Source organism: Bradyrhizobium sp. Ken01 (assembly GCF_055807355.1).
In genome coordinates, this window is record NZ_JBVVPC010000009.1 from 101,203 (window position 1) to 126,724 (window position 25,522).

The following is a 25,522-nucleotide window of genomic DNA, read 5'->3' on the forward strand; positions in this document are numbered from 1 at the left end:
ATCGGCTCAGCCGATTTGCGCGCCCTTCCAAATGCGACGCTATGTCCAGCGGGTTCCATTCAGGTTTTCATGCGAGCCCAAGTTTTCAGGAAACACGCCATCAATTTGCATACAAACGAACAGCAAAAAGGGCGCTGAAATCAGCGCCCTTTTGCATCTCATTGAAGCCGCTTTCGCGGCGAATGCGACCGAAGCGATTAACGCTTCGAGAACTGGAAGGACCGGCGGGCCTTGGCCTTGCCGTACTTCTTGCGCTCGACCACGCGCGAGTCGCGGGTGAGGAAGCCGCCCTTCTTGAGCACGGTGCGCAGCTCCGGCTCGAAATAGGTCAGCGCCTTGGAGATGCCGTGACGGACGGCACCGGCCTGGCCGGACAGACCGCCGCCGGCGACGGTGCAGATCACGTCATACTGGCCGGACCGCGCGGCCACGGAGAACGGCTGCTCGATCATCATGCGCAGCACTGGACGGGCGAAATAGACCTCGACCTCGCGCGCATTGACCGTGACCTTGCCGGCGCCCGGCTTGATCCAGACGCGGGCGACCGCGTCCTTGCGCTTGCCGGTGGCGTAGGCGCGGTTGAACTTGTCGACCTTCTTCTCGTGCTTGGGCGCGTCGGGCGCGGCCGCCGTCTTGAGCTGCGAGAGCTGGTCGAGCGACTGGATGGATTCGGCCATGTTATGCGGCCCTCGTGTTCTTGCGGTTCAACTTGGCGATGTCGATCTTCTCGGGCGTCTGGGCCTCGTGCGGATGATCGGCGCCGCCATAGACGCGGAGGTTGCCCATCTGGACGCGACCGAGCGGGCCACGCGGGATCATGCGCTCGACGGCCTTCTCGAGCACGCGCTCGGGATGCTTGCCCTCGAGGATCTGGCGCGCGGTGCGCTCCTTGACGTGGCCGACATAGCCGGTGTGCTTGTAATAGGTCTTCTGCTCGCGCTTGCGGCCGGTGAGAACCGCATGCTGCGCGTTGATGATGATGATGTTGTCGCCGCAATCAACGTGCGGGGTGTAGGTCGGGAGGTGCTTGCCGCGCAGGCGCATGGCGACGATGGTGGCGAGACGGCCGACGACCAGACCCTTGGCGTCGATCAGTACCCACTTCTTCGTCACCTCAGCCGGCTTTGCCGAAAAGGTTTTCATGTCAGAGTTTCCGTGAACGGGGAGCATCGGCGCGAACACCGCACCGGACTGGCGGTTTTCTAGAGAACACAGGCGCCGCGGTCAATGCCCAAAGGCGGAATTTACTTGTTAAATATCAATGACTTAGAAATATGGTATCACGATACCCGCGAAAAGCTCAAACGTTTGGAATGGAATAGGTCGAGGTGACATGCGCAATCGGATCGGGCGAGGTGCCGGACAATAGCTTCACCTCACCGACTGCGAGGCGCTTGCCGAGCTTGAGCAGCCGCGCCTCCGCCAGCACGTCCTGCCCGGGCTGCCCCTTGCGCAGGAAGTTGATGTTGAGATTGGTGGTCACGGCGAGCCCGATCGGCCCGATCGCGGACAACAGCACCACGTACATCGCGAAATCGGCGAGCGCCATCAGGGTCGGGCCAGAAACGGTTCCGCCCGGCCGCAGCATCCTTTCGCTGTAGCGCTGACGCAAAAGGCAGGCCTGACCGTCCGCGCTCTCGATCGTGATGTCGTCGCCGCTGAAGGCCTGAGGAAACTCGTTGCGGAGGAACTGCTCGAGCTCCGCCACGCTCATTTTCGCTAACGCCATGCTCCCCCTCACCCTCGCTTCACGTCCCCTGTTACATTAAGTTATCTGCGTCATCCAATCGCAATAATCCAACCGGAAACACTTTGATGTCCGTCCAGGCCGCCCGCGCCCCCTCCCCGCAACCGCCGATCCTGCTGCGCGAGACCGTGGGCCCCATCGCGGTCCTGACCCTCAACCGCCCGGCCGCCCGCAACAGCCTGTCGGAGAGGATGATCGCAAGCCTGCATGCCGAGCTCAACGAAATCCGCGACGACAAGGCCGTCCGCGGTGTCGTGATCGCGGCCAACGGTCCCGCCTTCTCCGCCGGCCACGACATGAAGGAGCTGACCGCGCGCCGCGCCGACCCGGATCGCGGCCGGGCCTTCTTCGCCGAGATGATGACCGCCTGCAGCGCGATGATGCAGGCGATCGTGCGCCTGCCCAAGCCCGTGGTCGCATCGGTCCAGGGCATCGCCACCGCCGCCGGCTGCCAGCTCGTGGCAAGCTGCGACCTCGCGATCGCCTCCGAAGCAGCACACTTCGCTACCCCCGGCGTCGACATCGGCTTGTTCTGCTCGACGCCGATGGTGGCGCTGTCGCGCAACGTGCCGCGCAAGCAGGCGATGGAGATGCTGCTGACGGGCGAGCCGATCCCGGCCGCGCGCGCCCGCGAGATCGGGCTCGTCAATCGTGTCGTCGCCGCCGGCACCGAGCGCGACGCCGCCATTGCGCTGGCTGAACAGGTCGCACTGAAATCCGCCTATACCGTCAAGCTCGGCAAGGAGGCGTTCTATCGCCAGGCCGAGATGAGCCTTGCAGACGCCTATCGCTATGCGGCAGAGGTGATGACCGAGAACATGATGGCGCGAGACGCCGAGGAAGGCATCGGCGCTTTCATCGAGAAGCGCACGCCGACATGGCGGGACGAGTAATTCGTCATTGCGAGCGAAGCGAAGCAATCCAGAAATCCCACCTCGGAGGCGGACTGGATTGCTTCCTCGCTTCGCTCCTCGCAATGACGGCGAAAAAGATGAGCCCGAAAAGATGAGCCAATGAACCACGACGCGTATCCCGACAATTACATCCGGGGCATCCTCAACAACGTGAAATCGATCGCGATGGTCGGCGCTTCGCCGGCCAACGTGCGGCCGAGCTATTTCGCGTTCAAATATCTGGCCCAGCGCGGCTACGACATGATTCCGGTCAACCCCGGCCATGTCGGCAAGGAGCTGCTCGGAAAACCCTTCGTCGCCTCGCTGTCCGACATCGACCGTCCCGTCGACATGATCGACATTTTCCGCAACTCCAGCCACATCATGCCGGTGGTCGAGGAAGCCCTCACCCTCGATCCGCTGCCGATGGTGATCTGGATGCAGTTGGGGGCGCGCGACGATGCGGCGGCGCTGAAGGCGGAATCGGTCGGTATCAAGGTGGTGATGAACCGCTGCCCCAAGATCGAATATGGCCGCCTGTCGTCGGAGATCTCCTGGATGGGCGTCAATTCCCGCACGCTGAGCTCCAAACGCGCACCGGTGCCGACGCAGGGCATGCGCTTATCCCTCAATCGGATGAGTGTCGGGGGCGGAGACACCGCGGCATCGGACCGCGCCGCCAAAAACAAGAGCGAGCAAAGCTGACGCAATTGCGAAGGTTCATTTCGCGAACGCGGCAATGCGTAGCACGATCGTTCCGATGTGAAGCCGCGTCTTGACGGCAGCCGCGGCGCCCATCAGCATGCCGCGCGATTTCAGACCACGAGAACAGGACGCCCTCAATGAGCGATCGCCTTCCGGGATTTTCGACCCTCGCCGTGCATGCCGGTGCACAGCCCGATCCCACCACCGGTGCGCGCGCGACTCCGATCTATCAAACGACGTCGTTCGTCTTCAACGACGCCGACCACGCCGCCTCGCTGTTCGGCCTGCAGGCATTCGGCAACATCTATACCCGCATCGGCAATCCCACCAACGCGGTGCTGGAAGAGCGCGTCGCGGCCCTCGAAGGCGGCACGGCCGCGCTTGCGGTGGCCTCGGGCCATGCCGCGCAGGTCGTGGTGCTGCAGCAATTGCTCCAGCCCGGCGACGAGTTCATCGCCGCGCGAAAGCTCTATGGCGGCTCGATCAACCAGTTCACGCATGCGTTCAAGAGCTTCGGCTGGAATGTGGTGTGGGCCGATCCCGACGACATCGCGAGCTTCGAACGCGCGGTCACGCCGCGCACGAAAGCGATCTTCATCGAGTCCATCGCCAATCCCGCCGGCAGCATCACCGACATCGAGGCGATCTCGACGGTGGCGCGCAAGGCGGGCGTCCCGCTCATCGTCGACAACACGCTGGCCTCACCCTATCTGATCCGTCCCATCGACCACGGTGCCGACATCGTCGTGCACTCGCTGACGAAGTTTCTCGGCGGCCATGGCAATTCGATCGGCGGCATCATCGTCGACGCCGGCACCTTCGACTGGTCGACCGGCGGCAAATATCCGATGCTGTCGGAGCCGCGGCCCGAATATCACGGCATCCGGCTGCAGGAGACGTTCGGCAATTTCGCCTTCGCGATCGCCTGCCGCGTACTCGGCCTGCGCGACCTCGGACCGGCGCTGTCGCCGTTCAACGCCTTCATGATCCTCACCGGCATCGAGACATTGCCGCTACGCATGCAGAAGCACTGCGACAATGCGAAAGCGGTCGCCGAATTCCTCGCCGGCCATCCGGCGGTGGCCGCGGTGAACTATGCGGGCCTTGCAAGCGACAGGTACAACCAGCTCGCGCGCAAATACGCGCCGAAGGGTGCCGGCGCCGTGTTCACCTTCAGCCTGAAGGGCGGCTACGACGCCGGCGTCAGCCTGGTGTCGAAGTTGCAGCTGTTCTCGCATCTGGCCAATGTCGGCGACACCCGCTCGCTGGTCATCCATCCGGCCTCGACCACACACAGCCAGCTCGACGACGCTGCCAAGATCAAGTCCGGCGCCGGCCCCGACGTGGTGCGGCTCTCGATCGGCATCGAGGACAAGGAAGATTTGATCGCCGATCTGGAACAGGCGCTGGGCGCGTAGCCATCCTGGTCATTCCGGGGCGCCTGAGTGCGCCCCGGAATATGGCTCCAGTTAACAGTCATTAACCATATCTGCCGCATACATCGTCACTGGATCGCCCTTTTGATTCGGAGCCGACGATGCTGCGCTGGATGGTGCCTGCCCTTGCGGCGATGCTGACGGTCTCAGCCGCGATTGCTGCCGATTTGCCGGCCACGCCGAGGCGGCGTGCGGCCGCTCCGCCGCAGGAGCCGCCGCGGGTTTATGTCGAGACCGATCCGGATGCGCTGATCTCGCCGGCCTACGGCATCGGCAGCTACATCCGCAATTTGCCGGGTACGCCACTGCTGCCGGGCTCGCACACGCTGCCGGGCTATTACGGGCGCCCCTGGGACTACGATTACCAGGGCGCGTATTACGGCGGGAAGCAGGTCGATTATTTCTGGCGTCTGCCCTACTCGTGCGGCATCTACGGCTATTGCTGATCAGCCGGGCTGATAGTGATCAGCCGGGCTGACCGACGGGAACCGCGCGCGGCTGCGCTTCGGTGGAATGCCGTGGAGCGAGCCGCTCTGTCTGCATCACCGCAAGCGTCAGCACCACGATCGCGACCGCCTGATGCGCGAGCGCGAGATCGATCGGCACCTGGTTGAGCAGCGTGAAGATGCCGAGCAATGCTTGCAGGCTGACTGCGCCCAACAGCAAAAGCGCGCCGCTCGCCGCAGACCCCGCCCGTGAACTCATCGCATCGAACGCGTGCAACGCCGCCAGCGCGAACAGCGCATAGGCCGTCATGCGGTGCTCGAACTGCACTGTCAGCGCATTGTCGAACATGTTGCGCCACCACGGCGTCTCGAACCACAGCCGCTCCCCTGAGGGAATGAACGCACCGTCGATCTGCGGCCAGGTGTTGTAGGCGCGGCCGGCGCGCAGGCCCGCGACCAGCGCACCGAAATAGATCTGGATAAAGGTCACGACGAGGAGCAAGGCGCTGGTGAAGCGCAGCCGCGACGATGCCGCGATCTGCGGACGCCCGGCGAGCCGCCGCACCGTCCAGACAATGCCGGCGAAGATGACGAGCGCGAGCACAAGATGCGTCGCCAGCCGATATTGCGACACCTCGACGCGTTCAGACAGCCCCGAGGCCACCATCCACCAGCCGACCGCGCCCTGGAGCCCGCCGAGGCTGAACAACAGCCACAACCGCCGCTTCAACTCACCGGACAGGCCGCCGCGCCAGAGGAAGAACAGGAACGGCAAGAGATAGGCGACGCCGATGAAACGGCCGAGCAGCCGGTGGCTCCATTCCCACCAGAAGATCTCCTTGAACTCGGACAGGCTCATGCCGGCGTTGAGCTCGCGATATTGCGGGATCTTCTTGTAGGCCTCGAAGGCCGCCGTCCACTGCGCTTCCGAGAGTGGCGGCACGCTGCCCGTGACCGGCTTCCATTCGACGATCGAGAGCCCGGATTCCGTCAGTCGCGTCGCGCCGCCGACCAGCACCATCAGCGCGATTAGCGCAGCCACTGAGATCAGCCACCAGCGCACGGCGCGATGCGGTTCGGACGGGGCGGAAATCGTCGTCATTCGAGGCAAAACCAGAGCTTGAACCGACAAGGCTTGAACCAAACTGCGTGCCCCTTATAGTCCCCCGCTCCCGCAGCGCAAGTTTACGCGAAAGCCGCGATATTCCGTCATGACAATCCGCACGCGCAAGTTCCTCGGCACCATCCTGCTCCTGGTGCTCGCCACCGTCTGGGCCCTGCTCGGCATGGCGCTGGCGCAGATGCCGTGGATCGCCGAATCCGGCTGGCGGCAGGCGATCTATTACGTGGTGGTCGGCATGGGCTGGGTGCTGCCGGCGATGCCGATCGTGAGCTGGATGCAGCGGCCCGACCGGGCGAAAACTAATTCGTAGTTCCACCGGTCGGCTTCACCGGCGCAAAGGCAACCCCCGACACCAGCACCCGCATGATGCGCAGCGAGCGCACCCGGCCATCCCAGGAAATGCGCGGCAGCGCGCGCAGATTGGTGCGCCCCTCCGCATCCACGACGCCCGGGATCGTCGTCACCGCGCCGGCAAAGCCGGCCTCCTCCGCCATGATGACATGGCTGCGCCGGAACGAGGCGCGATCGCCGAACGGAAAGGCGAGATGCCGGATATCGCGATCGAAGGCCGCCTCCGCCACCGCCTTGCCCATCGTCATCTCGCGCAGCGCCGCCGCGTCCTTCATGTTCGCGAGAACGGGATAGTTCACGGTCGCACTGCCGATCGTCACCAGCGGATCGGCCGCAAGCCTCGCCAGATCCTCCCACTTCATCGATGCCTCGCGCGAGAGCGCGGCAAGGTCGATCCGGTAGCGCGTGCAGAGGTCTGCGATCGCAGCCGACACATCCGCCGGCGGCAGCGAGCGCAGCCAGGCATCGAGGAACGAAAACAGCGCCTGCTTCTCCGCGTTGCCAGTCACAGTGAAGCGCTGCTCCTTCTCGCCCATCATCAGGCTGACACGGCTCTCGCGCGCGATCACCTGTTCGAGTCCGAGCCACCACGCCTCACCGACACCGTCGGGAAACGCCGTGGGCACATAGACCGTGAAGGGCACGGCGTGGCGCGCCAGCACCGGACAGGCAAACTCGATCAGATCCTTGCCGGCGCCGTCGAAGGTGAGTGCCACGAAGCGCCGCTGTTCCGACAGCGTCACCGCGCGCCGGCAGACCTCGTCCATACCGAGAAAATCATACTTCCACCGCTTCAGCGCGCGAATGGCACGATCGAGGAAATGCGGCGTGATCTCGTTCTCGCGCAGCGGCTGAAACCCGCCGCGCCGCCTCGGCCGCACATGCGCAAAGCGCAGGATGGCGCCGGCACCACGGCTGCGCAGCGCAGCCTGGCCCGTGAACCAGGTCAGCTCGAGGCGCAGCCGTTCCAGCCATCTGTCGTCGGATGCCAATGTCCCACCTCGCGCCCGTCGGCGGCCGTTCCCCCTCTTATAGTCATTACTCTTTGTTGACATTTCTTTGCAAAGGTCGGCCACAGGCCGAATTACGCATATTTTTGATTTCTCGACAGGTTCGCGAATGACCATGGCTGCGGCGATGCAAAGCCGGACGGCAGAATTGCCAGCGCGGTCGAAAGCGGGCCGCATCGCGCATGTCGATATTGCGACAGATCTCGGCGCGACCGAGGCCGTCTGGCGCGCCTTCGAGCAGCCCGGTCACCTCTTCACGCCCTATCAGCGATTTGATCTGCTTAGTCCCTGGCAGCGTCTGGTCGGCGAGCACGAAGGCGCCCGCCCTTTCATCGTCGTTGCCCGCGACGCCGAGCATCAGCCGCTGCTGCTGCTGCCGCTCTCGCTGCGCCAAAACCACCGCGTGCGCACGGCCTGCTTCATGGGCGGCAAGCATACGACCTTCAACATGGGCCTGTGGAACGCCGAATTTGCAGCGCAGATCACCAGCGGCGATCTCGACGCGCTGTTTGCGCCGCTCGGCGAGCATGCCGACGTGCTCGCATTGACCCAGCAGCCGCTGCACTGGAACGACCAGCAGAACCCGTTCGCGCATTTGCCGCGCCAAAGCGCGGTCAACGGCTGTCCGCTGCTTACGATGGAACCGGGCGGCCCCCCGGCATCGCGGATCAGCAACTCCTTCCGCCGCCGCCTCAAGAGCAAGGAGAAGAAGCTCCAGGCGCTCGCCGGCTATCGCTATCATTTGGCGACCGCCGACGCGGACATCACCCGCCTGCTCGACTGGTTCTTCCGCGTCAAGCCGGTCCGGATGGCCGAACAGAAGCTTCCCAACGTCTTCGCTGAGCCCGGCGTCGAGCAATTCATCCGCAGCGCCTGCCTTGCGCCACGCGGTGACGGCCGCGTCATCGACATCCATGCGCTCGAATGCGACGACGAGGTGATCGCGATCTTCGCCGGCGTCGCCGACGGCCAGCGCTTCTCGATGATGTTCAACACCTACACGATGTCCGAGCACGCCCGCTACAGCCCCGGGCTGATCCTGATGCGCTACATCATCGACCGCTGCGCCGAGCGCGGCTACCGCTCGCTCGACCTCGGCATCGGCTCGGACGAGTACAAGCGGATGTTTTGCAAGGACGACCAGGACATCTTCGACAGTTTCGTTCCGCTGACGTCACGCGGAAAACTGGCGGCAATGGCGATGTCCTCGCTGAGCCACGGCAAGCGGCTGGTGAAACAGAACCAGATGCTGTTCGATTTGGCGCAGCGGCTGCGGCGGGCGTTCGGGTAAGTTCTCAGCCTCTTGATCTCTCGCCACTTGCGAGCTGCCCTCCCTTCTCCCCTTGTGGGAGAAGGTGGCGCGAAGCGCCGGATGAGGGGTATCTATCCTCACACTCAAAAGACGGTGGGACTCGCGGAGAGATACCCCTCACCCGTCTCGCCGCTATCGCGGCGAGCCACCCTCTCCCGCAAGGGGAGAGGGAAAAACAATCACGCCGCCACGACGCGCGGCGCGTCCCTCGCATCCGACGGCTGCACGGGTCTGCTCAGCATCGTCACTTCGCTGAAGCCGACGGCGCTGAGCTGCTCGCGCATCAGTGCGCGCGCATCCGGCGCCATCGAGGCGTCGGGCACCACGACGGCGCGGGCATTCGCCGTCAGGAGCTCGGCCGGGAGGTCGGAGGCACTGCCGGCATCGAGCAGCACGTGGTCGTAGGCGCGCAGCAGCGCGTCGACCGCGAGCGTCACGCGCGGCGACTGCAACAGGCTGCGATCGAAACCGGGGCGGCCGGCCATGACCAGATGCAGCCGCGAGAGCTTGTCCCGGGTGATGATCTGCGCGAACGACGCTTCGCCCTGCATCAGTTCGGCAAGGCCGGGCGCCGAGGCATCGACGGACACGGCGGCCATGGTCGGCGAGGACGCGGCGAGATCGACCACGACGACGCGCGCGTCGCGCGCCAGGTGCCGGGCCAATGTCAGCGTCGACAGCGTGATGGCTTCGCCGCTCGCGGTGCCCAGTACCGTGACCTTCTTCGCCAAGGCCCCGGCGGCGCGCAGGCTGTCGGCCAGACGCTCGATCTCCGCGAATTCGGTGACGTCGCCATCGGCCGTCATCTCCGGCTGCAGCGGCGCGGGTTCTACCATGACTGGATCGATGACCGGATCGACGAAGGGCTCGACCACCACCGGTTGGACGATCTGTTCCTGGCGAGCCGACGCCCGCGTCAGCGCTGGCGCGAACACCGCCACCGCACGGGGCGCGGTCTGGCGCAACAGCTCTCCGGTGACGACGACGCCGGACGAGAGCAGCAATGTCGCGATCGTCGCGATCAGCACGATCGGCAGCTTCTTCGGATAGGCCGGCGTGTTCGAGACGATCGCGCGCGAGATGATGCGGCCATCCGTCGGCGCGGTGTCGATGGTCTCGCGGGTGTTGGCTTCGCGGTACTTCGCGAGATAGGTTTCGAGCAGGTCGCGCTGGGCCTTGGCTTCACGCTCGAGGGCGCGGAGCTGCACGTCCTGGCCGTTGGTGGCCGTCGCCTGTTTCTTGAGCTGCTCGAGGCTCGCCGACAGTTCCTGGACGCGCCCGCTGGCGGCACGCGCATCGTTTTCGAGCGTGCGGGCGAGCTTGGCGGCCTCGTCGCGGATCTGGGTGTCGAGGTCGGCGAGCTGCGCCTTCAATTCCTTGATGCGCGGATGGTTGCCAAGCAACGTCGAAGATTGCTCGGCCAGCTGCGCCCGCAACGCCACGCGCTGCTGCGAAGGCGTGCGCATCGATTCCGAGTTCAGCACTTCCGACGATTCGATCGGCTTGCCGCTCTGGATCATCTCGCGGATCAGGCGCGCCTTGGACTCGGCGTCGGCCTTGAGCGCGCGCGCATTGTTGAGCTGGGTGTTGACCTCGCCCATCTGCTGGTTCGACAGCGTCGTGTTGTTGGTGCCGACGAACAGGCTCGACTTGGAGCGGAAGTCCTCGGCCTTCGCTTCGGCCTCGGAGACATTCCGCCGCAGCTCGTCGATCCTGCCGGCATACCACTGGCTGGCGTTTCGGGCCTGATCCTGGCGCGCATCCTGCTGGAGCACGAGATAGCCGTCGGCGATGGAATTGGCGACGCGCGCTGCGAGATCGGGATCGGCAGACTGGAATTCGATCACGATGACGCGGGACTTGTCGACGGCGTAGGCCTGGAGGCGCTCGTAATAGGCGTCCAGCACGCGCTCTTCCGGCGTCATCGAGAACGGATCGCGGCCGATGCCGACCAGCGCCGCAAGCGATTTCAGCGGCGAAATGCCTTGCAGCACAGGATCGAACTCCGGCCGTTCCGCAAGCTTGTTCTTCTTGATGATCTCGCGCGCGAGATCGCGCGACAGCACGAGCTGCACCTGGCTGGTGACGGCTTCGGCGTCGAGCGCCTGCCGTTCCTCGGCGCGATCGCTGTTGGGGCGCAGAAACACGTTCTCGCGGCCGTCGATCAGGATGCGGGATTCGGACTTGTAGCGCGGCGTGATGAGATTGACGATCGCGACGGATGCGACGAGCGCCAGCACTGTCGGCACAATGATCCAGCCGCGCTTGCGCGCCAATGCCGCGCCGAGCGCGTGCAGGTCGATGTCGCCGGATTCGACTGGCGCGGGGCGCGGAGCAACCGGCGCAGCCTTTGCTTCAATCCGGGGCTCGAGCTCGGCCCGCTTGGCTGCCGCTTTCGAGACAGCCCGCTCGACCACCGCCTTGTCCTTGCCGGCACGCCAGAACGCTAAACGCATCGAACACTCCCGCAGGCGCAACGCCACGAACCTACCTCAACCAGGGCGATTACACTCCATTAAGGTTGCCGCTGGGTTAATCGCGGCGTGCAGCAGCTCGCGCGTGCACGTCCGTCACCGTTTGTTAACCACGAGGGCTCTTAATCCGCCTCGATATTTCGTCAGATTGTTCGAGCATTCGCCGTCGAGCGCTGGTTTTGATCATGCCCCCCTCTCCCGACCAGCCGCTTCGCATCCTGCACGCCGTACGCGCTCCGGTCGGCGGCATCTTCCGCCACATCCTCGACGTCGCCAACGGCCAGGTCGATCGTGGCCATCATGTCGGCATCCTCGCCGACAGTCTCACCGGCGGTGAGCGTGCCGACAAGGCCCTTGCCGAGCTCGCACCGCGGCTGAAACTCGGCGTGCACCGGATGGCGATCCGCCGCGAACCGTCGCCTGACGATCTCCTGGTCTGGTTCCGCTTGCGGCGCCTGATCGCTACGCTCAAGCCCGACGTCATGCATGGCCACGGCGCCAAGGCCGGCGCTTTTATCCGCATGCGGCGACGATCCGACGACACCATCCGCATCTACACCCCGCATGGCGGCTCGTTGCATTATCCCCTCAACACCCTCAAGGGCGAGTTTTACGCGCGGCTCGAGCGTACGCTGATGGACGCTACCGACCTGTTCCTGTTCGAAAGCGCGTTTGCCCGCGACACCTATCAGCGCATCGTCGGCAAGCCGAAGGGCGTGGTGCATTGCGTCTTCAACGGCGTGACGCCGGAGGAATTCGAACCTGTCGTCATGGCCGACGACGCCACCGACCTCGCTTATGTCGGTGAGTTCAGGCACATCAAGGGCGCCGATCTGCTGGTCGACGCGGTGGCGCGCCTGCACGAGGGCGGCAAGAAGGTCACACTGACGCTCGGCGGCGACGGCGAGGAGACCGCGGCGCTGAAAGCGCAGGTCGAGAGGCTCGGCCTCTCGGGTGCCATCCGCTTCATCGGTCATGTCAAGGCACGCTACGGCTTCTCCAAGGGGCGGCTGCTGGTCGTTCCCTCGCGTGGCGATTCCATGCCCTATGTCGTGATCGAGGCCGGTGCCGCCGGCATTCCGATGATCGCGTCCAAGATTGGCGGCATTCCCGAGATTTTCGGCGCGGAGAACCCGGCGCTGTTTGCGCCGAGCAACGCGGAAGCCATGGCGGAGGCGATTGCGGCCGCGCTCGACAATCCGCTGGGAACAGCGCAGCGCGCCTCGTCGCTTCGCGAGCGCATCTCCGCGCATTTCTCCCAGCAGGCGATGGTCGAGGGCGTCCTCGCGGGCTATCGCGACGCGTTTACCAACCACTAACCATTCTTAAGACCGGCTTTAGAGAATCTTCCGATTTGTCCGATAATCCAAGGCCCAGGGGATGCTCGCCCGGGGCGCAAGGACGCGGTCCGCGGGTTTTTGGAATGGACGTGGACGCCCGTGGAACCGCTCAACGCACGCTCGATGCTCGATGCCGCGACCAGCGCCGCGGCGAAGCCGGCTGACCGGCCCTTTGTGGAGCGCCGCCAGCGGCTCTCGCCCGCCGCGCTCGACGTCGTCAACCAGAAGGTCGCCCGCGCCTATTCACCGATCGTGATCGCCGGCTTCGTACGGCTCGCCGATTTCGCGCTGCTGAGCCTCGTCGGCATCGTGCTCTATCTCGGCTATGTCATGCCGCACGCCGGCTCCTTCAGCTGGATCTATCCCGCGCAGGTCATCGCCGTCGCGGTTTCCGCCGTGGTCTGCTTCCAGGCCGCCGACATCTATCAGGTGCAGCTGTTCCGCGGTCAGCTCCGGCAGATGACGCGGATGATCTCGTCCTGGTCTTTCGTCTTCCTGACGTTCATCGGCATCTCCTTCTTCGCCAAGTTCGGCAGCGAAATATCGCGGCTGTGGCTTGCCACCTTCTACGTCCTCGGGCTCGCCGCGCTCCTCTGCGAGCGTCTGGTGCTGCGCTCGCTCGTGCGCGCCTGGGGGCGTGAGGGCCGGCTCGACCGCCGCACCATCATCGTCGGCTCCGATCGCAACGGCGAACAATTGGTCGGGGCGCTGAAGGAGCAGGAGGATTCCGACATCCACGTGCTCGGCGTGTTCGACGACCGCAACGACAGCCGCGCGCTCGACACCTGTGCCGGCGCGCGCAAGCTCGGCAAGGTCGACGACATCGTCGAGTTCGCCCGCCGCACCCGCGTCGATCTCGTGCTGTTCGCGCTACCGATCTCCGCCGAGACGCGGATCCTGGAGATGCTGAAGAAGCTCTGGGTGCTGCCGGTGGACATCCGCCTCTCCGCACACACCAACAAGCTGCGCTTCCGCCCCCGCTCCTATTCCTATATCGGCGAGGTGCCGACGCTCGACGTGTTCGAGGCGCCGATCACCGACTGGGACCTGGTGATGAAATGGCTGTTCGACCGCGTGGTCGGCACTCTCGCGCTGCTCGTGGCCTTGCCGGTGATGGGATTGGTGGCGCTGGCCGTGAAGCTCGACAGCCCCGGCCCCGTGCTGTTCCGCCAAAAGCGCTTCGGCTTCAACAACGAGCGCATCGACGTCTACAAGTTCCGCTCGATGTACCATCATCAGGCTGATCCGACGGCCTCGAAGGTCGTGACCAAGAACGACTCGCGCGTCACCCGCGTCGGCCGCTTCATCCGCAAGACCAGCCTCGACGAGCTGCCGCAGCTCTTCAACGTGGTCTTCTCCGGCGATCTCTCTTTGGTCGGGCCGCGTCCACATGCAGTGCAGGGCAAGCTGCAGAGCCGCCTGTTCGACGAAGCCGTCGACGGCTATTTCGCCCGCCACCGGGTCAAGCCCGGCATCACCGGCTGGGCCCAGATCAATGGCTGGCGCGGCGAGATCGACAATGAAGAGAAGATCCAGAAACGCGTCGAGTTCGACCTCTATTACATCGAGAACTGGTCGGTGCTGTTCGATCTCGTCATTCTGCTGAAGACGCCGATCTCGCTGCTGACCAAGAACGAGAACGCGTATTGAGTTGTGGTCTTCCGTCGTGCCTCGCGAAGGCGGGCACCTGGCGGTGTTTGTGTATGAGTTGCGTAAACGTATGAGCGTGTGATGGCGTATGCGGCAACAGCCGGGGAGATGAATGCAGCGGTTCGCGCTGCGCCCGGCGTGCTGGCGCTCCAGCGCGCGCTGGTATGGCTGGTCGGCGCCTCCGGCGCGATCGTCTTCATCGAGCCGAGCCCCTACGAGATCGTGACGCTGCTGGCCACCGTCACCTTCTTCGCCACCGGCCTGCGTCTGCGGCTCGCTTTGATGCCGCTGCTGCTGATGCTGGTCCTGCTCAATATCGGCTACACGATCAGCGCGATCCCGCTGTTTGAGCAGTCCGAGGTGGTGAGCTGGATTGCGACCTCCTGGTACATGGCGGTGACGGTCGTGTTCTTCGCCATGGTCACGTCGGAAGACACCGCTGCCCGGCTCGACATGCTCCGCCGCGGGCTCGTGGTCGGCGCGATGGTCGCCTCGCTATTGGCGGTCGCCGGCTACTTCCACCTGGTTCCCGGCGGAGACGACCTCCTCACGCTGTATGGACGCGCGCGCGGCACCTTCAAGGATCCGAACGTGCTCGGCGCCTTCCTGATCCTGCCGGCGCTGTTCTCGTTGCAGAGCGTCGTCTCCGACAAGGCCGGCAAGGCGTTCCGCAACGTCATCGCCTTCGGCACCATGTCGCTGGCGATTCTGCTCGCGTTCTCCCGCGCCGCCTGGGGCGGACTGGTGCTGACATCCGCTTTCATGCTGGCGCTGATGGTGCTGACCAGCCGCACCAACGCGCAGCGCTCGCGCATCATCGTCATGGCGATCCTGGCCGCGGTGCTTGGCCTTGCGCTGATCGCGGTGTTGATGTCGTTCGATTCCACCGCCGAGATGTTCAAGCAGCGCGCGAGCTTCGACCAGAGCTATGACGAAGGCCGCTTCGGCCGGTTCGGCCGGCACATCCTGGGAGCGGAGATGGCGCTCGACCTGCCGTTCGGCATCGGCCCTCTGCAATTCCACCGCTTCTTCCCCGAGGACACCCACAACTCCTATCTCAACGCCTTCATGTCGGGCGGCTGGTTGTCCGGCATCTGCTATCCCGCGCTGGTCTTCACCACCGTCATCATGGGCGTCAGGCACATCTTCGTGCCTGTGCCCTGGCAGCGCGCTTATCTCGCGGTGTTCTCCGCCTTCGTCGGCACCGTCGGCGAAAGTTTTGTGATCGACACCGACCACTGGCGGCATTTCTGGATGATGCTGGGCGCGATGTGGGGCATGATCGCGGCGGCGCAGATCTACAAGTCTAGGGCTGGCGACGAAGCTTCTTCAGCTTGAGAGTGGGCCGCTTTTCCGGCGGCGTATCGAGCAGGCCCTTCAGCGCTGCGGTCGCCGCGAGCACGCCCTGGTAGCCCTCATTGGCGAAACGCAGCAGCAGGCGCAATTCCTGGTCGGAATAGCCGCCAAAAACCTTCTCCATCGCCTGCTGCATCGGCACGTAGAACTGGCCGAGCCTTTGTATCGCCTCCGGCACGACGGTAATGAAAACCTTGCGACGATCGGCATCGTCCCGTTCTCGGCGCACCAGCCCCGCCTTTTCGAGGCGGTCGACCACGCCGGTGATGGCGCCGGTCGTGAGCCCCGTCACGTCGGCGAGACGGCCGGCAGTGACGCGGCCTTCGAGATATAGGATGTCCATGCATTCGAGATCGGAATTGGCAATTCCGGCAACGTTCGCAACGGTCTGCCCATAGAGCACGCCCTGCGCTGACGACCTGCGCATCGCCTCCTCGAGCTCCTGCAGCAGCGCGGCGCGCGCCTTCGTCCTTGACAAGGCAGACCTCGTATCTTAGTGGACATATATCTTAGTCACTAAGAGATTTAGCGACCGTAATTCTCATAGCACCACGGAAACGTCGGGAGCAAGCCATGTCCTATCGTCCCCGCAAGGCCCTGATCATCGGCGCCGGCATCGCCGGGCCCGTGGCGGCGATCCTGCTGCGCCGCGCCGGCATCGAGTCCGCGATCTACGAGGCCTGGCCCTATTCGAAAGGCATTGGCGGCGGCCTTCAGATCGCACCGAACGGCATGCAGATCATGGACGAGATCGGCCTTTCGAACGAGCTGATCAGCCGCGGCTCGATCGCGGAATCGTTCGACTTCTATTCGCAAGCCGGAGAGAGGCTCGGCTCGATCAACCGCGACATGGCGCGGCGCTTCGGCCAGCCCGCGGTCAATGTCTGCCGCGCCGCGCTGAACGACATGCTGATCGACAAGGCCTGGTGCGCATGCGTTTCACTCCATTTCGAGAAGCGCCTGATCAAGATCGAGGATCGCGGCGACCAGCCGATCATCGCCTATTTCGCCGACGGCACCACGGCCGAAGGCGACTTCCTGATCGGCGCCGACGGCGTGCACTCGGTGACGCGCCGCCAGGTGGTGCCGGACGGGCCGCAGCCGTTCGATACCGGACTGATCGGCTTCGGCGGCTTCGTGCCGCACGCCGTCCTCGACGGCCGGCCGATCGGCCGGCACGTCGAGACTACGTTCGGGCAGAGCGGCTTCTTCGGCTACGGCTATTGCAGCCCCGATCCGACCGACGGCGTGATGTGGTGGAGCACGCAGCCGGCGCACGGCATGGACGCGGCGATGTTCCGCGCGCTCGACCACGCGACGCTGAAGCAGCACCTGCGCGGCTTCCACCGCGGCTGGCACGATCCAATCCCTGGCATCATCGAGGCAGCCGAGAACATCGTGGTCACCGACACGCTCGACGTCGCCACCCTGCCGACCTGGTCGCGCAAGCGCTCGCTGCTGATCGGCGATGCCGCCCATGCAACCAGCCCCCACGCCGGCCAGGGCGCTTCGCTCGCGCTGGAGGATGCGATGCGCCTTGCCCGGTTGATGCAGGAGGGTCAGGAGCTCGGCGCCACCTTCAGGGAATTCGAGGCCGAGCGCCGTCCGCGCACCGAGAAGATCGTCGCCATGGCGCGACGCAACGGCAACAGCAAGCGCGAGTTCAGCGCCACCGGCGCCTGGATGCGAAATCAGATGATGAAATGGCTGCTGCCGCTCGGCGCAAAGGGCATGGATTTCATGTACGCCTACGACGCGCGGGCGGTGTAAGCGCATCAGGTCGAAACGAACTCGGCACAGGCGGCGCGAGAAGGACCAGTCGCAGAGCGTCACCACATAGTCGATGTCGGCACGACGATTGATCAAGCCTCTGTCGCACTCTCTTCGTCTTCAAGCTTCTTGCGCAGTGCCTTCATGAGGCGACCGGCGGTCCTGAGCTCTTCCATCGGCAGACCTTGCACGAGTGCGTTGATTCTGGGGTCGTACAGGCGGATGGCAGCGTCGTAAGTCTTCCGCCCCTTGTCCGTCAGCACCACGAGGTGGGCGCGACGGTGATGTGGATTGGGCTCGAACGTAACGAGCCCTTCCTGGGCCAGGTCATTGACGATGCGCTGAACGTTCTGCCGGTTCGCTCCGAGGTCTCGGGCGAGCCAGGCGACCGGCTGGGCGCGGTCCGCGGCTACGATTGCCCCCAGAATTTGCCAGCGCGCGCTGGTCAGGCCGAGCGGAGCGACCAGCCGGTCGCCCCACGTCACGGTCAGGTTGTTGACCCTGAACAGATCGAGAATGAGCTCAGTCAAAGCATCACCGGCCGGGGATCGCTTGGTAGCGCGCATATTGTTACCATACCTTAATTGACATCATAATGTCAATATGGCTCTCTGCAGCATAGATATCGACATCATCATGTCACATTGAACAGGCTGGCCGTCTTCGGTCAAGGGAACCCAATTATGATCAAGGTGATTCATCCCATCGCTGGCGCAATCGCGCTTCTGACCATCTCGACATTTTGGCTGTCGACCGCACTCAGCGAGCTTTTCGCATCCCAAGCCGTCATCACCGCCGTCAAGACCGCCATACCATGGGGCTTTCTTTTGCTGGTCCCGGCGCTGGCGGCGGCGGGGGGCACGGGCCTTACGCTGGCACGGGGTCGGCGAGCCGGCCTGGTCGGCGCCAAGATCAAGCGAATGCCGCTGATCGCCGGCAATGGCGTCCTGGTCCTCGTCCCCGCCGCACTGTTCCTCGCACATAAGGCGAGCGCCGCCGAGTTTGATGCAGTCTTCTATGCGGTGCAGGCTGTCGAGCTTGCCGCAGGAGCTGTGAACATCACCTTGCTCGTGCTCAACACGCGAGACGGCTTGAGGATGAAAGGTCGGTTTCGCCGCCCGGGAGAGGCGAAGGTGACGGCTACTCCTCCACAGCGAACGTCAGCCCAGCATTCTCCTGCAGCCGCTTGATCAGCTTGTGCTGCATCGCTGCGCCCGGCGTCCAGAAGCCGGCTGCGACGTCGGTCGTGTCGCGCAGCATGCAGATCGCGCATTCGGAGATCATCTTCGAGGTCGAGCCGTAGCCGGGATCGCGATCGCCGGTGACGCCGGCGCGAACCATGCGGCCATCGGGTGCGATCGCGATATAGAGCAGATCGAACAGACCGTTCTCGCGCTCTTCCTTCGACGGCCCCTCGCCCGGCTTCGGTGCGTCGGGGCCGGTCTTGCCCGCATTGGCAGCCATCACGAGCTTGGCGTTGGCCTCGCCCTTCTCGCCGGGACCGGTCAGGACCATCTCGTCGTAGACGAAGTCCTGGCCGTAGGGAAATCCCATCAGCATGTTGGAGCGGTGAACGTTGCGGGTGTTGATCAGCGCCATCATGAACGGCGCCGCCCAGGATTGCAGGTCCTCCTCGAAGGCGGCCCTGTTGCCTTTCGGCTGCTTCGGGCCGCTGAAGCCGGGCGTCAGCGCAAAATGATCGTTGAGAATCGCGACAAGGCTGAGATCCTGCGCCACGGCATCGAAGGTCGCCTTCGCGCTCGCGGCGGTGCCGCCCGAAAGCGTGCCGCGCATGTCGCGCACGCGGCCCTTCACGCGCGGGGCCGGCGCGCCGAAGGCACGTTTGGCCTCTTCCTGCACGAAGAACGTACCGAGCTCGAACGGCACGGAATCGTAGCCGCAGGAAAACACGATCCGCGCGCCGCTCTCTTTTGCAGCCGCCTCGTACTTGTCGATCATCTGGCGCATCCAGATCGGCTCGCCGCAGAGATCGAAATAATCCGTGCCCGTGGCGACGCAGGCGGCGAGCAGTTCCTCGCCATAGAGCTGATACGGGCCGACGGTGGTGATCACCGACATCGTCCGTTCCGCCATCGCCTTCAGCGAGGCCGGGTCCGACGCATCCGCGACAATAAGCTCCGTATTCCCGGGTGCGCCGATCGCATCGCGCACCGATTTCAGCTTGCCGAGGCTGCGGCCTGCCATCGCCCATTTGAGCGAATGGTCGCTCTTGTAATGCTGGGTCAGGTATTCGGCGACGAGCTGGCCGGTAAAACCGGTCGCGCCATAGACGACGATGTCGAATTTCGCAGAGCTCATGGTCGGCCTTCGCTTTACTTCTTCGCGTAGCTCACGCCCATGCCGGCACGGACGTCGCTTTGAACCCCATAGGGCGGGATCGGATAACGCAGGCCGTTCTTCGCCAGCGCCTTCATGCCCACAACTGCCTTGGCGAGATGTTCCGGCTTAAGGGCCATCAGCATCTCCTCGTCCGGCACGCCGCCATAGCGCCGTTCGGCATAGCATGGCAAGGACAGGCTGGGCTCGCCCGTCTTGAGCGCCCTGCCCCACGAATCGGCGCAAGCGGTCTCGCCGACCACGCCCCATTCGAACTTCTTGTAGCCGGTATATTGCAGCCCGTTGATCAGGATGATCATCTGCCCCGGGGTCGCATAGACGAGACAGATGTCCGGCGGATCGAGCCGGCCGCTCGCCAGCGGACTGACCGCGAGCGCCTGATATTGTCCGAACGGAACCACGTCCAGCGCCTCCTGGCGCTTGCGTGCGTCCTCCGCCGTGCCGTGCCAGACCCCGACATAGTTTTCGCCGGCGAGCCATTTCTCGTCCTGCGGTGCAAGGCCGATCACCGCGCGGCATTGCGCGCCGACGAGATCGTCGGCTGTGATGCCGACCGTCCAGCCCAGACGCGCCGCCATGCTGACGATCTGGTCGGTGGTGTGGACCGCGTTCGGCCGCCGGATTTTGGGGATTGCCTCCATGTCCGCGGTCCGCGCGAACAGCTTCATGCCGATCACCGTGGTCTTCAGCCGCAACAGGCTGTTGAGATCGGCGACGAGGCCGGCAAGATCGATGCGGTCTGCACTCTGCTGTTGCATGGCGTCCTCCCGGCCGGCAGTCGCGCGCCGGCGCTGTTATTGTTTCTTGAACGGTTCTAGTCCTTCGCCGGTCCCGGGAGCAACTCGCCAGTCCGGCCCATCAGGCGGTAGGCGACGAGTCCGATCCATTCGCGCACGGCGACCTCGGTTCGGCCGAGCCCGTCCGTGCCGACATTGGTGAAAGAGAAGAGATCGTCACGCCCGCCCATTCGCCAGTCCACGGGATAGGCTTCCACGTCAAATCCCGCCTTGCGAAAGATCCCCATCGAACGCGGCATGTGAAAGGCCGAGGTGACCAGGAGCCAGCGTTCGCCTGGCTTGGGCGCCACCAATTGTTTTGTAAAGATGGCATTCTCGTAGGTGTTGCGAGAGTCCCGCTCGAGGATCAGGCGCTGCTTGGCGATGCCCAGATTCTCCAGGATCGGCGCGGAGTAGTCGGCCTCCCGAGAGTCCGTCGAAACCAGGTTCGCGGTGCCCCCGGTGAAAACAACGCGCGTGTTCGGATAGCGGCGCGCGAGCTCGGCCGGCGCAAACAAGCGATCGGCCGCGTGCGCGACGACGGGCGTGCGGTGCGCCGCCGAAAGATCGGTATCGACCGAGCCGCCGAGCACGATGATGCCGTCGGGCGCACCGCGCGACGGATCCCACGGCGGGAAACGCGACTCCAGCGGATAGAGCAAAAGGTTGCCGACCGGCGAAAACGCGGCGAGCGCAAGCATGATCAGCGTGGCCGCGGCGAGCTTGCGGCCGAATGCGGCAAAGCGCGTCGCCATCAGGACGACCGAGACGATCCCGAGCTCGATCATGAAGTTGATCGGCAGCACCGCGGCGCCGAGGGTCTTGGACAGGACAAAAAGCAGGGGAGCCTCGCTGGAATGATCGTGCCTGTTGCGCGCGGGCTTGACCCGCCCGTCGATCTTCAGAAAGCTTCTTGGAAGAGGATCGATTGCCTGGTCAAGCCCGGGCCTGTGAAACGGAGGGACACCCCATGACCCATCACCACCTGCATTCCAGCCCCGAGACCTGTCATTGGGGCTTCTTCGAGGCCGCGCTCAAGCCCGTCCTCACCATCGCGAGCGGTGACGAGGTCACGGTCGATACCATCAGCGGCGGTCCGGACATGCTGCCCGACCGCAGCAAGTTTCACATTCCGCCCGAGATGCACGAGGTTCATGCCAGGAACGAGCGCATGCTGCCGGGCCATATCCTCACCGGCCCGATCGCGGTCGAGGGCGCCGAACCCGGCGACGTGCTCGCGGTCGAGATCCTCGACGTCCAACTCCGGCAGGACTGGGGCTGGAACATGATCAAGCCGCTGTCCGGCACCCTGCCCGACGATTTCCACGAGACGCGCATCCTGAACATCCCGCTCGACCGGTCGCGGATGGTCGCCCGCATGCCGTGGGGGCTCGACCTGCCGCTCAAGCCGTTCTTCGGCGTGATGGGCGTTTCGCCCCCTCCCGCCTGGGGCCGCATCTCCTCGCTGGTCCCGCGCGCCATGGGCGGCAATCTCGACAACAAGGAGCTTGGCGCCGGTGCGACGCTGTATCTGCCGGTGTTCGTCCCGGGCGCGCTGTTCTCCTGCGGCGACGGCCATGGCGTGCAGGGCGACGGCGAGGTCTGCGTCACCGCGATCGAGACCGCGCTTCAGGGCCGCTTTCGCCTGACACTGCGCAAGGACCTCAGGCTCGAATATCCCCGCGGCGAGACGGCGACGCATTACATGACCATGGCGATGGACCCCGACCTCGACCAGTGCGTGGTGCGGGCGCTGCGCGACATGATCGTGCTGCTCGGCGAGAGGCGCAATTTGTCGCGCGAGGACGCCTATACGCTGTGCAGCCTGGCGGCCGACCTGCGGGTCACCCAGACCGTCAACGGCTCAAAGGGCATCCATTGCATGATCGAAAAGACGATCGTGCACGGCTGAGCCGACCTGCCCACGCCTGACCTGTCGAGGCCACACCGCCGCCTGCCTGCCGCGCGGCGTGTCCTACCATGCCTGATTTCCCTCGCGATTCCAACGAGCTGACCAAGCGCCGCGGCCTGCATTTGACTTCCGCCCTCAAACCTAAATAGAGTCTTAATCGTTACTTTTATGTACCCAAGTAAGAGGCTAGCGTTTCGTCCATGGCCACCGAAAAAGCCGAGACTGACCGCATTCCCGTAACCTTGGCGCTCTCGACCATCACCTATCTGGAGAAGCTGGTGAGACAGGGCACCCACGGCACCAGCGTTCCCGGCGTCGCACGTACCCTGATCGAGGAAGGCATCCGTCTCGCCATCAAGGACGGGCTTTTGTCGATTCGCGACAATGGCAGGACGTGAGCGCGCGCCGAACGTGAGGCGGACGGATCTCGAGAGGCGGATGGCCGCCATCTGCAACCTGGGACCGCACCAATGCCTGTTCTCTCCCCGACCTGGACCGACGAAAGAATCGAACTTTTGAAGCAGCATTTCGAGGCCGGGCTCTCCTGCCGCGAGATCGCCGCCGACATCGGCGTCAGCCGCAATGCCGTGATCGGCAAGCTGTCTCGCCTCAATCTGACGCGCGGCCGGACCATCGACGATCGCAAAGTTCAGGACCGGGGCTTGGCGCCTTCGCGCACATCGCGGACCGTGCCGCGGCTGCAATACGAGATGCTCGCCACGATCTATGGCGAGCCTAGCGCGCCCGTAGTCACTGGCCCTATCGACGACGCCAACCGCTGCTCGCTGCTGGAGCTTGCCGAGAACCGCTGCCGCTGGCCGATCTCGACGCCCGGCGCGGACGATTTCTGCTTCTGCGGCAACTCCGCACCCGACGGCCAGTCCTATTGCGCCGGCCACAGCCGCCTCGCCTACCGGCCGAATTCCCGCGCGCGCGTCATGCGCGCTTAGAACCGTATTCTAGAGCCGTGTCCTCAAACGAAAAACCTCCGGCAGGGCATTGCCGGAGGTTTCTGGAGGTTTAGCATCAAGTCAGAGCCGCAACTTTCGTCATCGGCTGCGAGTTATATAGCTTAGTAACTCAGGTAAGTAAATAAATTTGGGGCGGTCGAATCGCATGGCTCGTCTTCGTCGCCCGCACAGGCCGCGGGATTTTCCGAAAGCCATCGTCGTACAAAAGCTCATCTCATAAAAAAGCCCCGGCGGTGTCCCGCCGGGGCTGCGTCATATCCGAAGATCAAGGCTTACCAGTTGCGCTGGGCGCGAACCAACAGGCTGTAGGTGTCCTGGTCCTTCAGCTCATAGGTCGCCGCAGGCTTGGCAACGCTGGTGAGCGCCGGCGTCGTGATCACGCCCGAGTACTTCTGGTCAAGATGGCTGTAGGTGAAGTCAGCCGAGAAGGTCAGGTTCTTGACCGGGGTCCAGCGGGTGATGACACCGATCTGGCCGATGTTGAAGTCCGGGTTGCAGGTGCCGGTCAGGGTCGCGAACGCGGCGCTGCCGCAGATCATGCCCTTGGCCGTGCCGCTGTAGTTGACGGCGGCCCACGCACCATAGAGCGCCGAGTTCCAGTACGGGCTCCAGTTGTGGGTGTAGGCACCACGGAAGCCGTAGGTCTTGGTCAGCTCGAGGCCGCTGCCGGGTGCGAACACCGCGTCAGACACGCCGGCGAAGCCGATGCTCTGATACGCGCCGCCCGAACCGCCGAACATCGAGTAGCTGGTCGCTGCCAGCTCCTGGAAGTTGTAGCGGCTCGCACCTTCGGTGTAGACGCCCGAGATGTTGATCACGTCGCCGGCACCGGTCGGGATGTTCTTGATCCCCAGAGCCAGCTGGACGGCCCAGCCCCACTTGTCTTCAGGGTGACCGGTGGCTTCGCTCGCGCCGTAATAGCCGACATGGTTGTCGTGCGCTGCGACCGAGGCCTGGAACAGGCCCCAGGCCTGGTCGACGCGGAGCGTGCCGACGAGATCGGGAGAGCGGGTGCCGCCGAGATCGTTGGAGCCGTAAGCACCGCCGAGGACGCCGGTGGTGGACATGCCGGCCGTATTCCAGAGCGCGGTCTGGAACACCTGCGTCTGGTCCTGGGCCGAGACGATCGCCGTCACGCCCTGGCCGAGATCGGCGGTGTAGGTGAACTGGGCAACACCGTTGGTGCTGCCGCTGCCGCCGACGAGCTGGTCGAAGTTGTTGCCGGGATAGTTGATCCAGGGCGCGTCGAACTGCGACACGGCCTTGCCCATGGTGAAGCCGGCGAACTGGATGAAGGCGTAGTAGACGCCGAGCGCGCCGCCGGAGGTCGTGCCGTCGGTGCCGTTCACCGCGCCGCCGGTCGAGCCGATCAGGCCCGTGCCTGCGGCGTTGAGCCCTAGCGTGCCGCTGTACTGGGTGGCACCCGTTCCCGAACCGGCGCCGACATAGTTGCCGGTCGTCCAGGTGAAGACCGCATCGAAATAGGTGCGGACAACGCCGTATTCGGTCGCGGTGCGGGTGTCGATGTTGAGATCTTCACGAGCGCGCATCGAGTAATAGTTGGTCAGGCGGTTGTTGGCCGCGAAGACGTTGTTGTACTGGGCGCTGTAGTTGCCGCCGGCATTGAGCGCCACTTCGGCACGCAGATAGCCGCCCAGCTTGATGCAGGTGTCGCTGCCCGGGATGTAGTAGAAACCCGCGCCGTAAAGCGAGCAGACCTTCACGTACTCGACCGCCTTGGCCTTCACCGGAAGATCAGCCGCCTGAGCTCCACCGACGGCGATCAGACCCGCCGCAGTGCCGAGCAAAAGGCTCTTCACCAATTTCATATTAAAACCTCCAAGTTGCTCATGTTACGAAGACCGGACCGTGAGGCCCCCCAGATCCCCGTC

General features: G+C 64.5%; 26 protein-coding genes. 14 read left to right on the top strand and 12 right to left on the bottom strand.

The annotated features are described in order from the left end of the window. Positions 1 to 197: 197 nt before the first annotated feature. The 3 genes from rpsI to AC0L3S_RS11940 form a co-directional block, all read right to left on the bottom strand. Positions 198 to 677, bottom strand: coding sequence for a 30S ribosomal protein S9 (gene rpsI / locus AC0L3S_RS11930; protein ID WP_007603485.1), 480 nt, complete (start codon positions 675 to 677; stop codon positions 198 to 200). Between the two features lies 1 nt (position 678). Next, positions 679 to 1,143 carry a 50S ribosomal protein L13 gene (gene rplM / locus AC0L3S_RS11935; RefSeq protein WP_018455120.1) on the bottom strand — a complete coding sequence of 155 codons (465 nt, stop codon included), beginning with the start codon at positions 1,141 to 1,143 and terminating at the stop codon, positions 679 to 681. A 157-nt stretch (positions 1,144 to 1,300) separates the two neighbouring features. Continuing rightward, complete coding sequence (locus AC0L3S_RS11940; protein ID WP_007611026.1) at positions 1,301 to 1,729, bottom strand: PaaI family thioesterase; 429 nt, start codon at positions 1,727 to 1,729, stop codon at positions 1,301 to 1,303. A gap of 86 nt (positions 1,730 to 1,815) precedes the next feature. On the opposite strand from AC0L3S_RS11940, the gene AC0L3S_RS11945 reads away from it, so the two are divergent. From AC0L3S_RS11945 to AC0L3S_RS11960, 4 genes are all read left to right on the top strand, one after another. Then, positions 1,816 to 2,640 carry an enoyl-CoA hydratase gene (locus AC0L3S_RS11945; protein ID WP_473279198.1) on the top strand — a complete coding sequence of 275 codons (825 nt, stop codon included), beginning with the start codon at positions 1,816 to 1,818 and terminating at the stop codon, positions 2,638 to 2,640. A 120-nt stretch (positions 2,641 to 2,760) separates the two neighbouring features. After that, the gene (locus tag AC0L3S_RS11950; RefSeq protein WP_473279199.1) at positions 2,761 to 3,345 is read left to right on the top strand and encodes a CoA-binding protein; all 585 of its coding nucleotides are present in this window, start codon (positions 2,761 to 2,763) and stop codon (positions 3,343 to 3,345) included. Positions 3,346 to 3,482: 137 nt separating this feature from the next. Continuing rightward, positions 3,483 to 4,763: an O-acetylhomoserine aminocarboxypropyltransferase gene (locus AC0L3S_RS11955; protein ID WP_473279200.1), complete on the top strand. Its 1,281-nt coding sequence runs from the start codon at positions 3,483 to 3,485 to the stop codon at positions 4,761 to 4,763. A 119-nt stretch (positions 4,764 to 4,882) separates the two neighbouring features. Then, on the top strand, positions 4,883 to 5,227 hold the full coding sequence (locus tag AC0L3S_RS11960; RefSeq protein ID WP_473279201.1) for a hypothetical protein: 345 nt from the start codon (positions 4,883 to 4,885) through the stop codon (positions 5,225 to 5,227). 19 nt (positions 5,228 to 5,246) lie between these two features. Here the strand turns inward: AC0L3S_RS11960 and AC0L3S_RS11965 are convergent, their stop codons facing one another. Beyond that, positions 5,247 to 6,329 (bottom strand): COX15/CtaA family protein, encoded by a 1,083-nt coding sequence (locus tag AC0L3S_RS11965; RefSeq protein WP_473279202.1) that lies wholly within the window; start codon positions 6,327 to 6,329, stop codon positions 5,247 to 5,249. Positions 6,330 to 6,438: 109 nt separating this feature from the next. Here AC0L3S_RS11965 and AC0L3S_RS11970 point away from each other — a divergent pair, with 109 nt between their 5' ends. After that, on the top strand, positions 6,439 to 6,660 hold the full coding sequence (locus tag AC0L3S_RS11970; RefSeq protein WP_473279203.1) for a DUF2842 domain-containing protein: 222 nt from the start codon (positions 6,439 to 6,441) through the stop codon (positions 6,658 to 6,660). Here AC0L3S_RS11970 and AC0L3S_RS11975 read toward each other — a convergent pair. Then, a complete protein-coding gene (locus tag AC0L3S_RS11975) occupies positions 6,650 to 7,693 on the bottom strand; it encodes a polysaccharide deacetylase family protein (RefSeq protein ID WP_473279204.1) in 1,044 nt (347 codons plus the stop codon). The genes AC0L3S_RS11970 and AC0L3S_RS11975 overlap by 11 nt on opposite strands. Positions 7,694 to 7,820: 127 nt before the next feature. On the opposite strand from AC0L3S_RS11975, the gene AC0L3S_RS11980 reads away from it, so the two are divergent. Continuing rightward, positions 7,821 to 9,002, top strand: coding sequence for a GNAT family N-acetyltransferase (locus tag AC0L3S_RS11980; protein WP_473279205.1), 1,182 nt, complete (start codon positions 7,821 to 7,823; stop codon positions 9,000 to 9,002). 200 nt (positions 9,003 to 9,202) lie between these two features. Here the strand turns inward: AC0L3S_RS11980 and AC0L3S_RS11985 are convergent, their stop codons facing one another. Next, on the bottom strand, positions 9,203 to 11,479 hold the full coding sequence (locus tag AC0L3S_RS11985; RefSeq protein ID WP_473279206.1) for a GumC family protein: 2,277 nt from the start codon (positions 11,477 to 11,479) through the stop codon (positions 9,203 to 9,205). 203 nt (positions 11,480 to 11,682) lie between these two features. Between AC0L3S_RS11985 and AC0L3S_RS11990 the strand changes: the two genes are divergently transcribed. The 3 genes from AC0L3S_RS11990 (at position 11,683) to AC0L3S_RS12000 (ending at position 15,825) form a co-directional block, all read left to right on the top strand. Further along, positions 11,683 to 12,816, top strand: coding sequence for a glycosyltransferase family 4 protein (locus tag AC0L3S_RS11990; protein ID WP_473259785.1), 1,134 nt, complete (start codon positions 11,683 to 11,685; stop codon positions 12,814 to 12,816). Between the two features lie 120 nt (positions 12,817 to 12,936). Beyond that, the gene (locus AC0L3S_RS11995) at positions 12,937 to 14,487 is read left to right on the top strand and encodes an undecaprenyl-phosphate glucose phosphotransferase (RefSeq protein ID WP_473279207.1); all 1,551 of its coding nucleotides are present in this window, start codon (positions 12,937 to 12,939) and stop codon (positions 14,485 to 14,487) included. An 81-nt stretch (positions 14,488 to 14,568) separates the two neighbouring features. After that, positions 14,569 to 15,825, top strand: coding sequence for an O-antigen ligase family protein (locus AC0L3S_RS12000; RefSeq protein WP_473279208.1), 1,257 nt, complete (start codon positions 14,569 to 14,571; stop codon positions 15,823 to 15,825). Here AC0L3S_RS12000 and AC0L3S_RS12005 read toward each other — a convergent pair. Further along, positions 15,794 to 16,270: a MarR family transcriptional regulator gene (locus AC0L3S_RS12005; RefSeq protein ID WP_473279251.1), complete on the bottom strand. Its 477-nt coding sequence runs from the start codon at positions 16,268 to 16,270 to the stop codon at positions 15,794 to 15,796. The genes AC0L3S_RS12000 and AC0L3S_RS12005 overlap by 32 nt on opposite strands. A 146-nt stretch (positions 16,271 to 16,416) precedes the next feature. Here AC0L3S_RS12005 and AC0L3S_RS12010 point away from each other — a divergent pair, with 146 nt between their 5' ends. After that, complete coding sequence (locus AC0L3S_RS12010) at positions 16,417 to 17,613, top strand: FAD-dependent oxidoreductase (protein WP_473279209.1); 1,197 nt, start codon at positions 16,417 to 16,419, stop codon at positions 17,611 to 17,613. Between the two features lie 92 nt (positions 17,614 to 17,705). Here AC0L3S_RS12010 and AC0L3S_RS12015 read toward each other — a convergent pair whose 3' ends face one another. Beyond that, positions 17,706 to 18,179 carry a MarR family winged helix-turn-helix transcriptional regulator gene (locus AC0L3S_RS12015; protein WP_473279210.1) on the bottom strand — a complete coding sequence of 158 codons (474 nt, stop codon included), beginning with the start codon at positions 18,177 to 18,179 and terminating at the stop codon, positions 17,706 to 17,708. Between the two features lie 117 nt (positions 18,180 to 18,296). Here AC0L3S_RS12015 and AC0L3S_RS12020 point away from each other — a divergent pair, with 117 nt between their 5' ends. After that, positions 18,297 to 18,803 carry a hypothetical protein gene (locus AC0L3S_RS12020; RefSeq protein WP_473279211.1) on the top strand — a complete coding sequence of 169 codons (507 nt, stop codon included), beginning with the start codon at positions 18,297 to 18,299 and terminating at the stop codon, positions 18,801 to 18,803. On the opposite strand, the gene AC0L3S_RS12025 is transcribed toward AC0L3S_RS12020, so the two are convergent. Genes AC0L3S_RS12025 through AC0L3S_RS12035 form a run of 3 tightly spaced genes read right to left on the bottom strand, consistent with a single transcriptional unit; the run spans position 18,754 to position 21,553 of the window. Next, positions 18,754 to 19,932 carry a saccharopine dehydrogenase family protein gene (locus tag AC0L3S_RS12025; protein WP_473279212.1) on the bottom strand — a complete coding sequence of 393 codons (1,179 nt, stop codon included), beginning with the start codon at positions 19,930 to 19,932 and terminating at the stop codon, positions 18,754 to 18,756. The genes AC0L3S_RS12020 and AC0L3S_RS12025 overlap by 50 nt on opposite strands. A 14-nt stretch (positions 19,933 to 19,946) precedes the next feature. Next, complete coding sequence (locus AC0L3S_RS12030) at positions 19,947 to 20,729, bottom strand: DUF169 domain-containing protein (protein WP_473279213.1); 783 nt, start codon at positions 20,727 to 20,729, stop codon at positions 19,947 to 19,949. Positions 20,730 to 20,785: 56 nt separating this feature from the next. After that, positions 20,786 to 21,553, bottom strand: coding sequence for a YdcF family protein (locus AC0L3S_RS12035; RefSeq protein WP_473279214.1), 768 nt, complete (start codon positions 21,551 to 21,553; stop codon positions 20,786 to 20,788). 164 nt (positions 21,554 to 21,717) lie between these two features. Between AC0L3S_RS12035 and AC0L3S_RS12040 the strand changes: the two genes are divergently transcribed. The 3 genes from AC0L3S_RS12040 (at position 21,718) to AC0L3S_RS12050 (ending at position 23,609) form a co-directional block, all read left to right on the top strand. Continuing rightward, positions 21,718 to 22,659: an acetamidase/formamidase family protein gene (locus tag AC0L3S_RS12040; RefSeq protein ID WP_473259765.1), complete on the top strand. Its 942-nt coding sequence runs from the start codon at positions 21,718 to 21,720 to the stop codon at positions 22,657 to 22,659. A 200-nt stretch (positions 22,660 to 22,859) separates the two neighbouring features. Then, complete coding sequence (locus AC0L3S_RS12045; protein ID WP_007603456.1) at positions 22,860 to 23,057, top strand: hypothetical protein; 198 nt, start codon at positions 22,860 to 22,862, stop codon at positions 23,055 to 23,057. Between the two features lie 72 nt (positions 23,058 to 23,129). Beyond that, positions 23,130 to 23,609 (top strand): GcrA family cell cycle regulator, encoded by a 480-nt coding sequence (locus tag AC0L3S_RS12050; protein ID WP_473279215.1) that lies wholly within the window; start codon positions 23,130 to 23,132, stop codon positions 23,607 to 23,609. A 293-nt stretch (positions 23,610 to 23,902) separates the two neighbouring features. Here the strand turns inward: AC0L3S_RS12050 and AC0L3S_RS12055 are convergent, their stop codons facing one another. After that, positions 23,903 to 25,459, bottom strand: a complete 1,557-nt coding sequence (locus AC0L3S_RS12055) for a porin (protein WP_473259761.1) — start codon at positions 25,457 to 25,459, stop codon at positions 23,903 to 23,905. Positions 25,460 to 25,522: the final 63 nt, after the last annotated feature.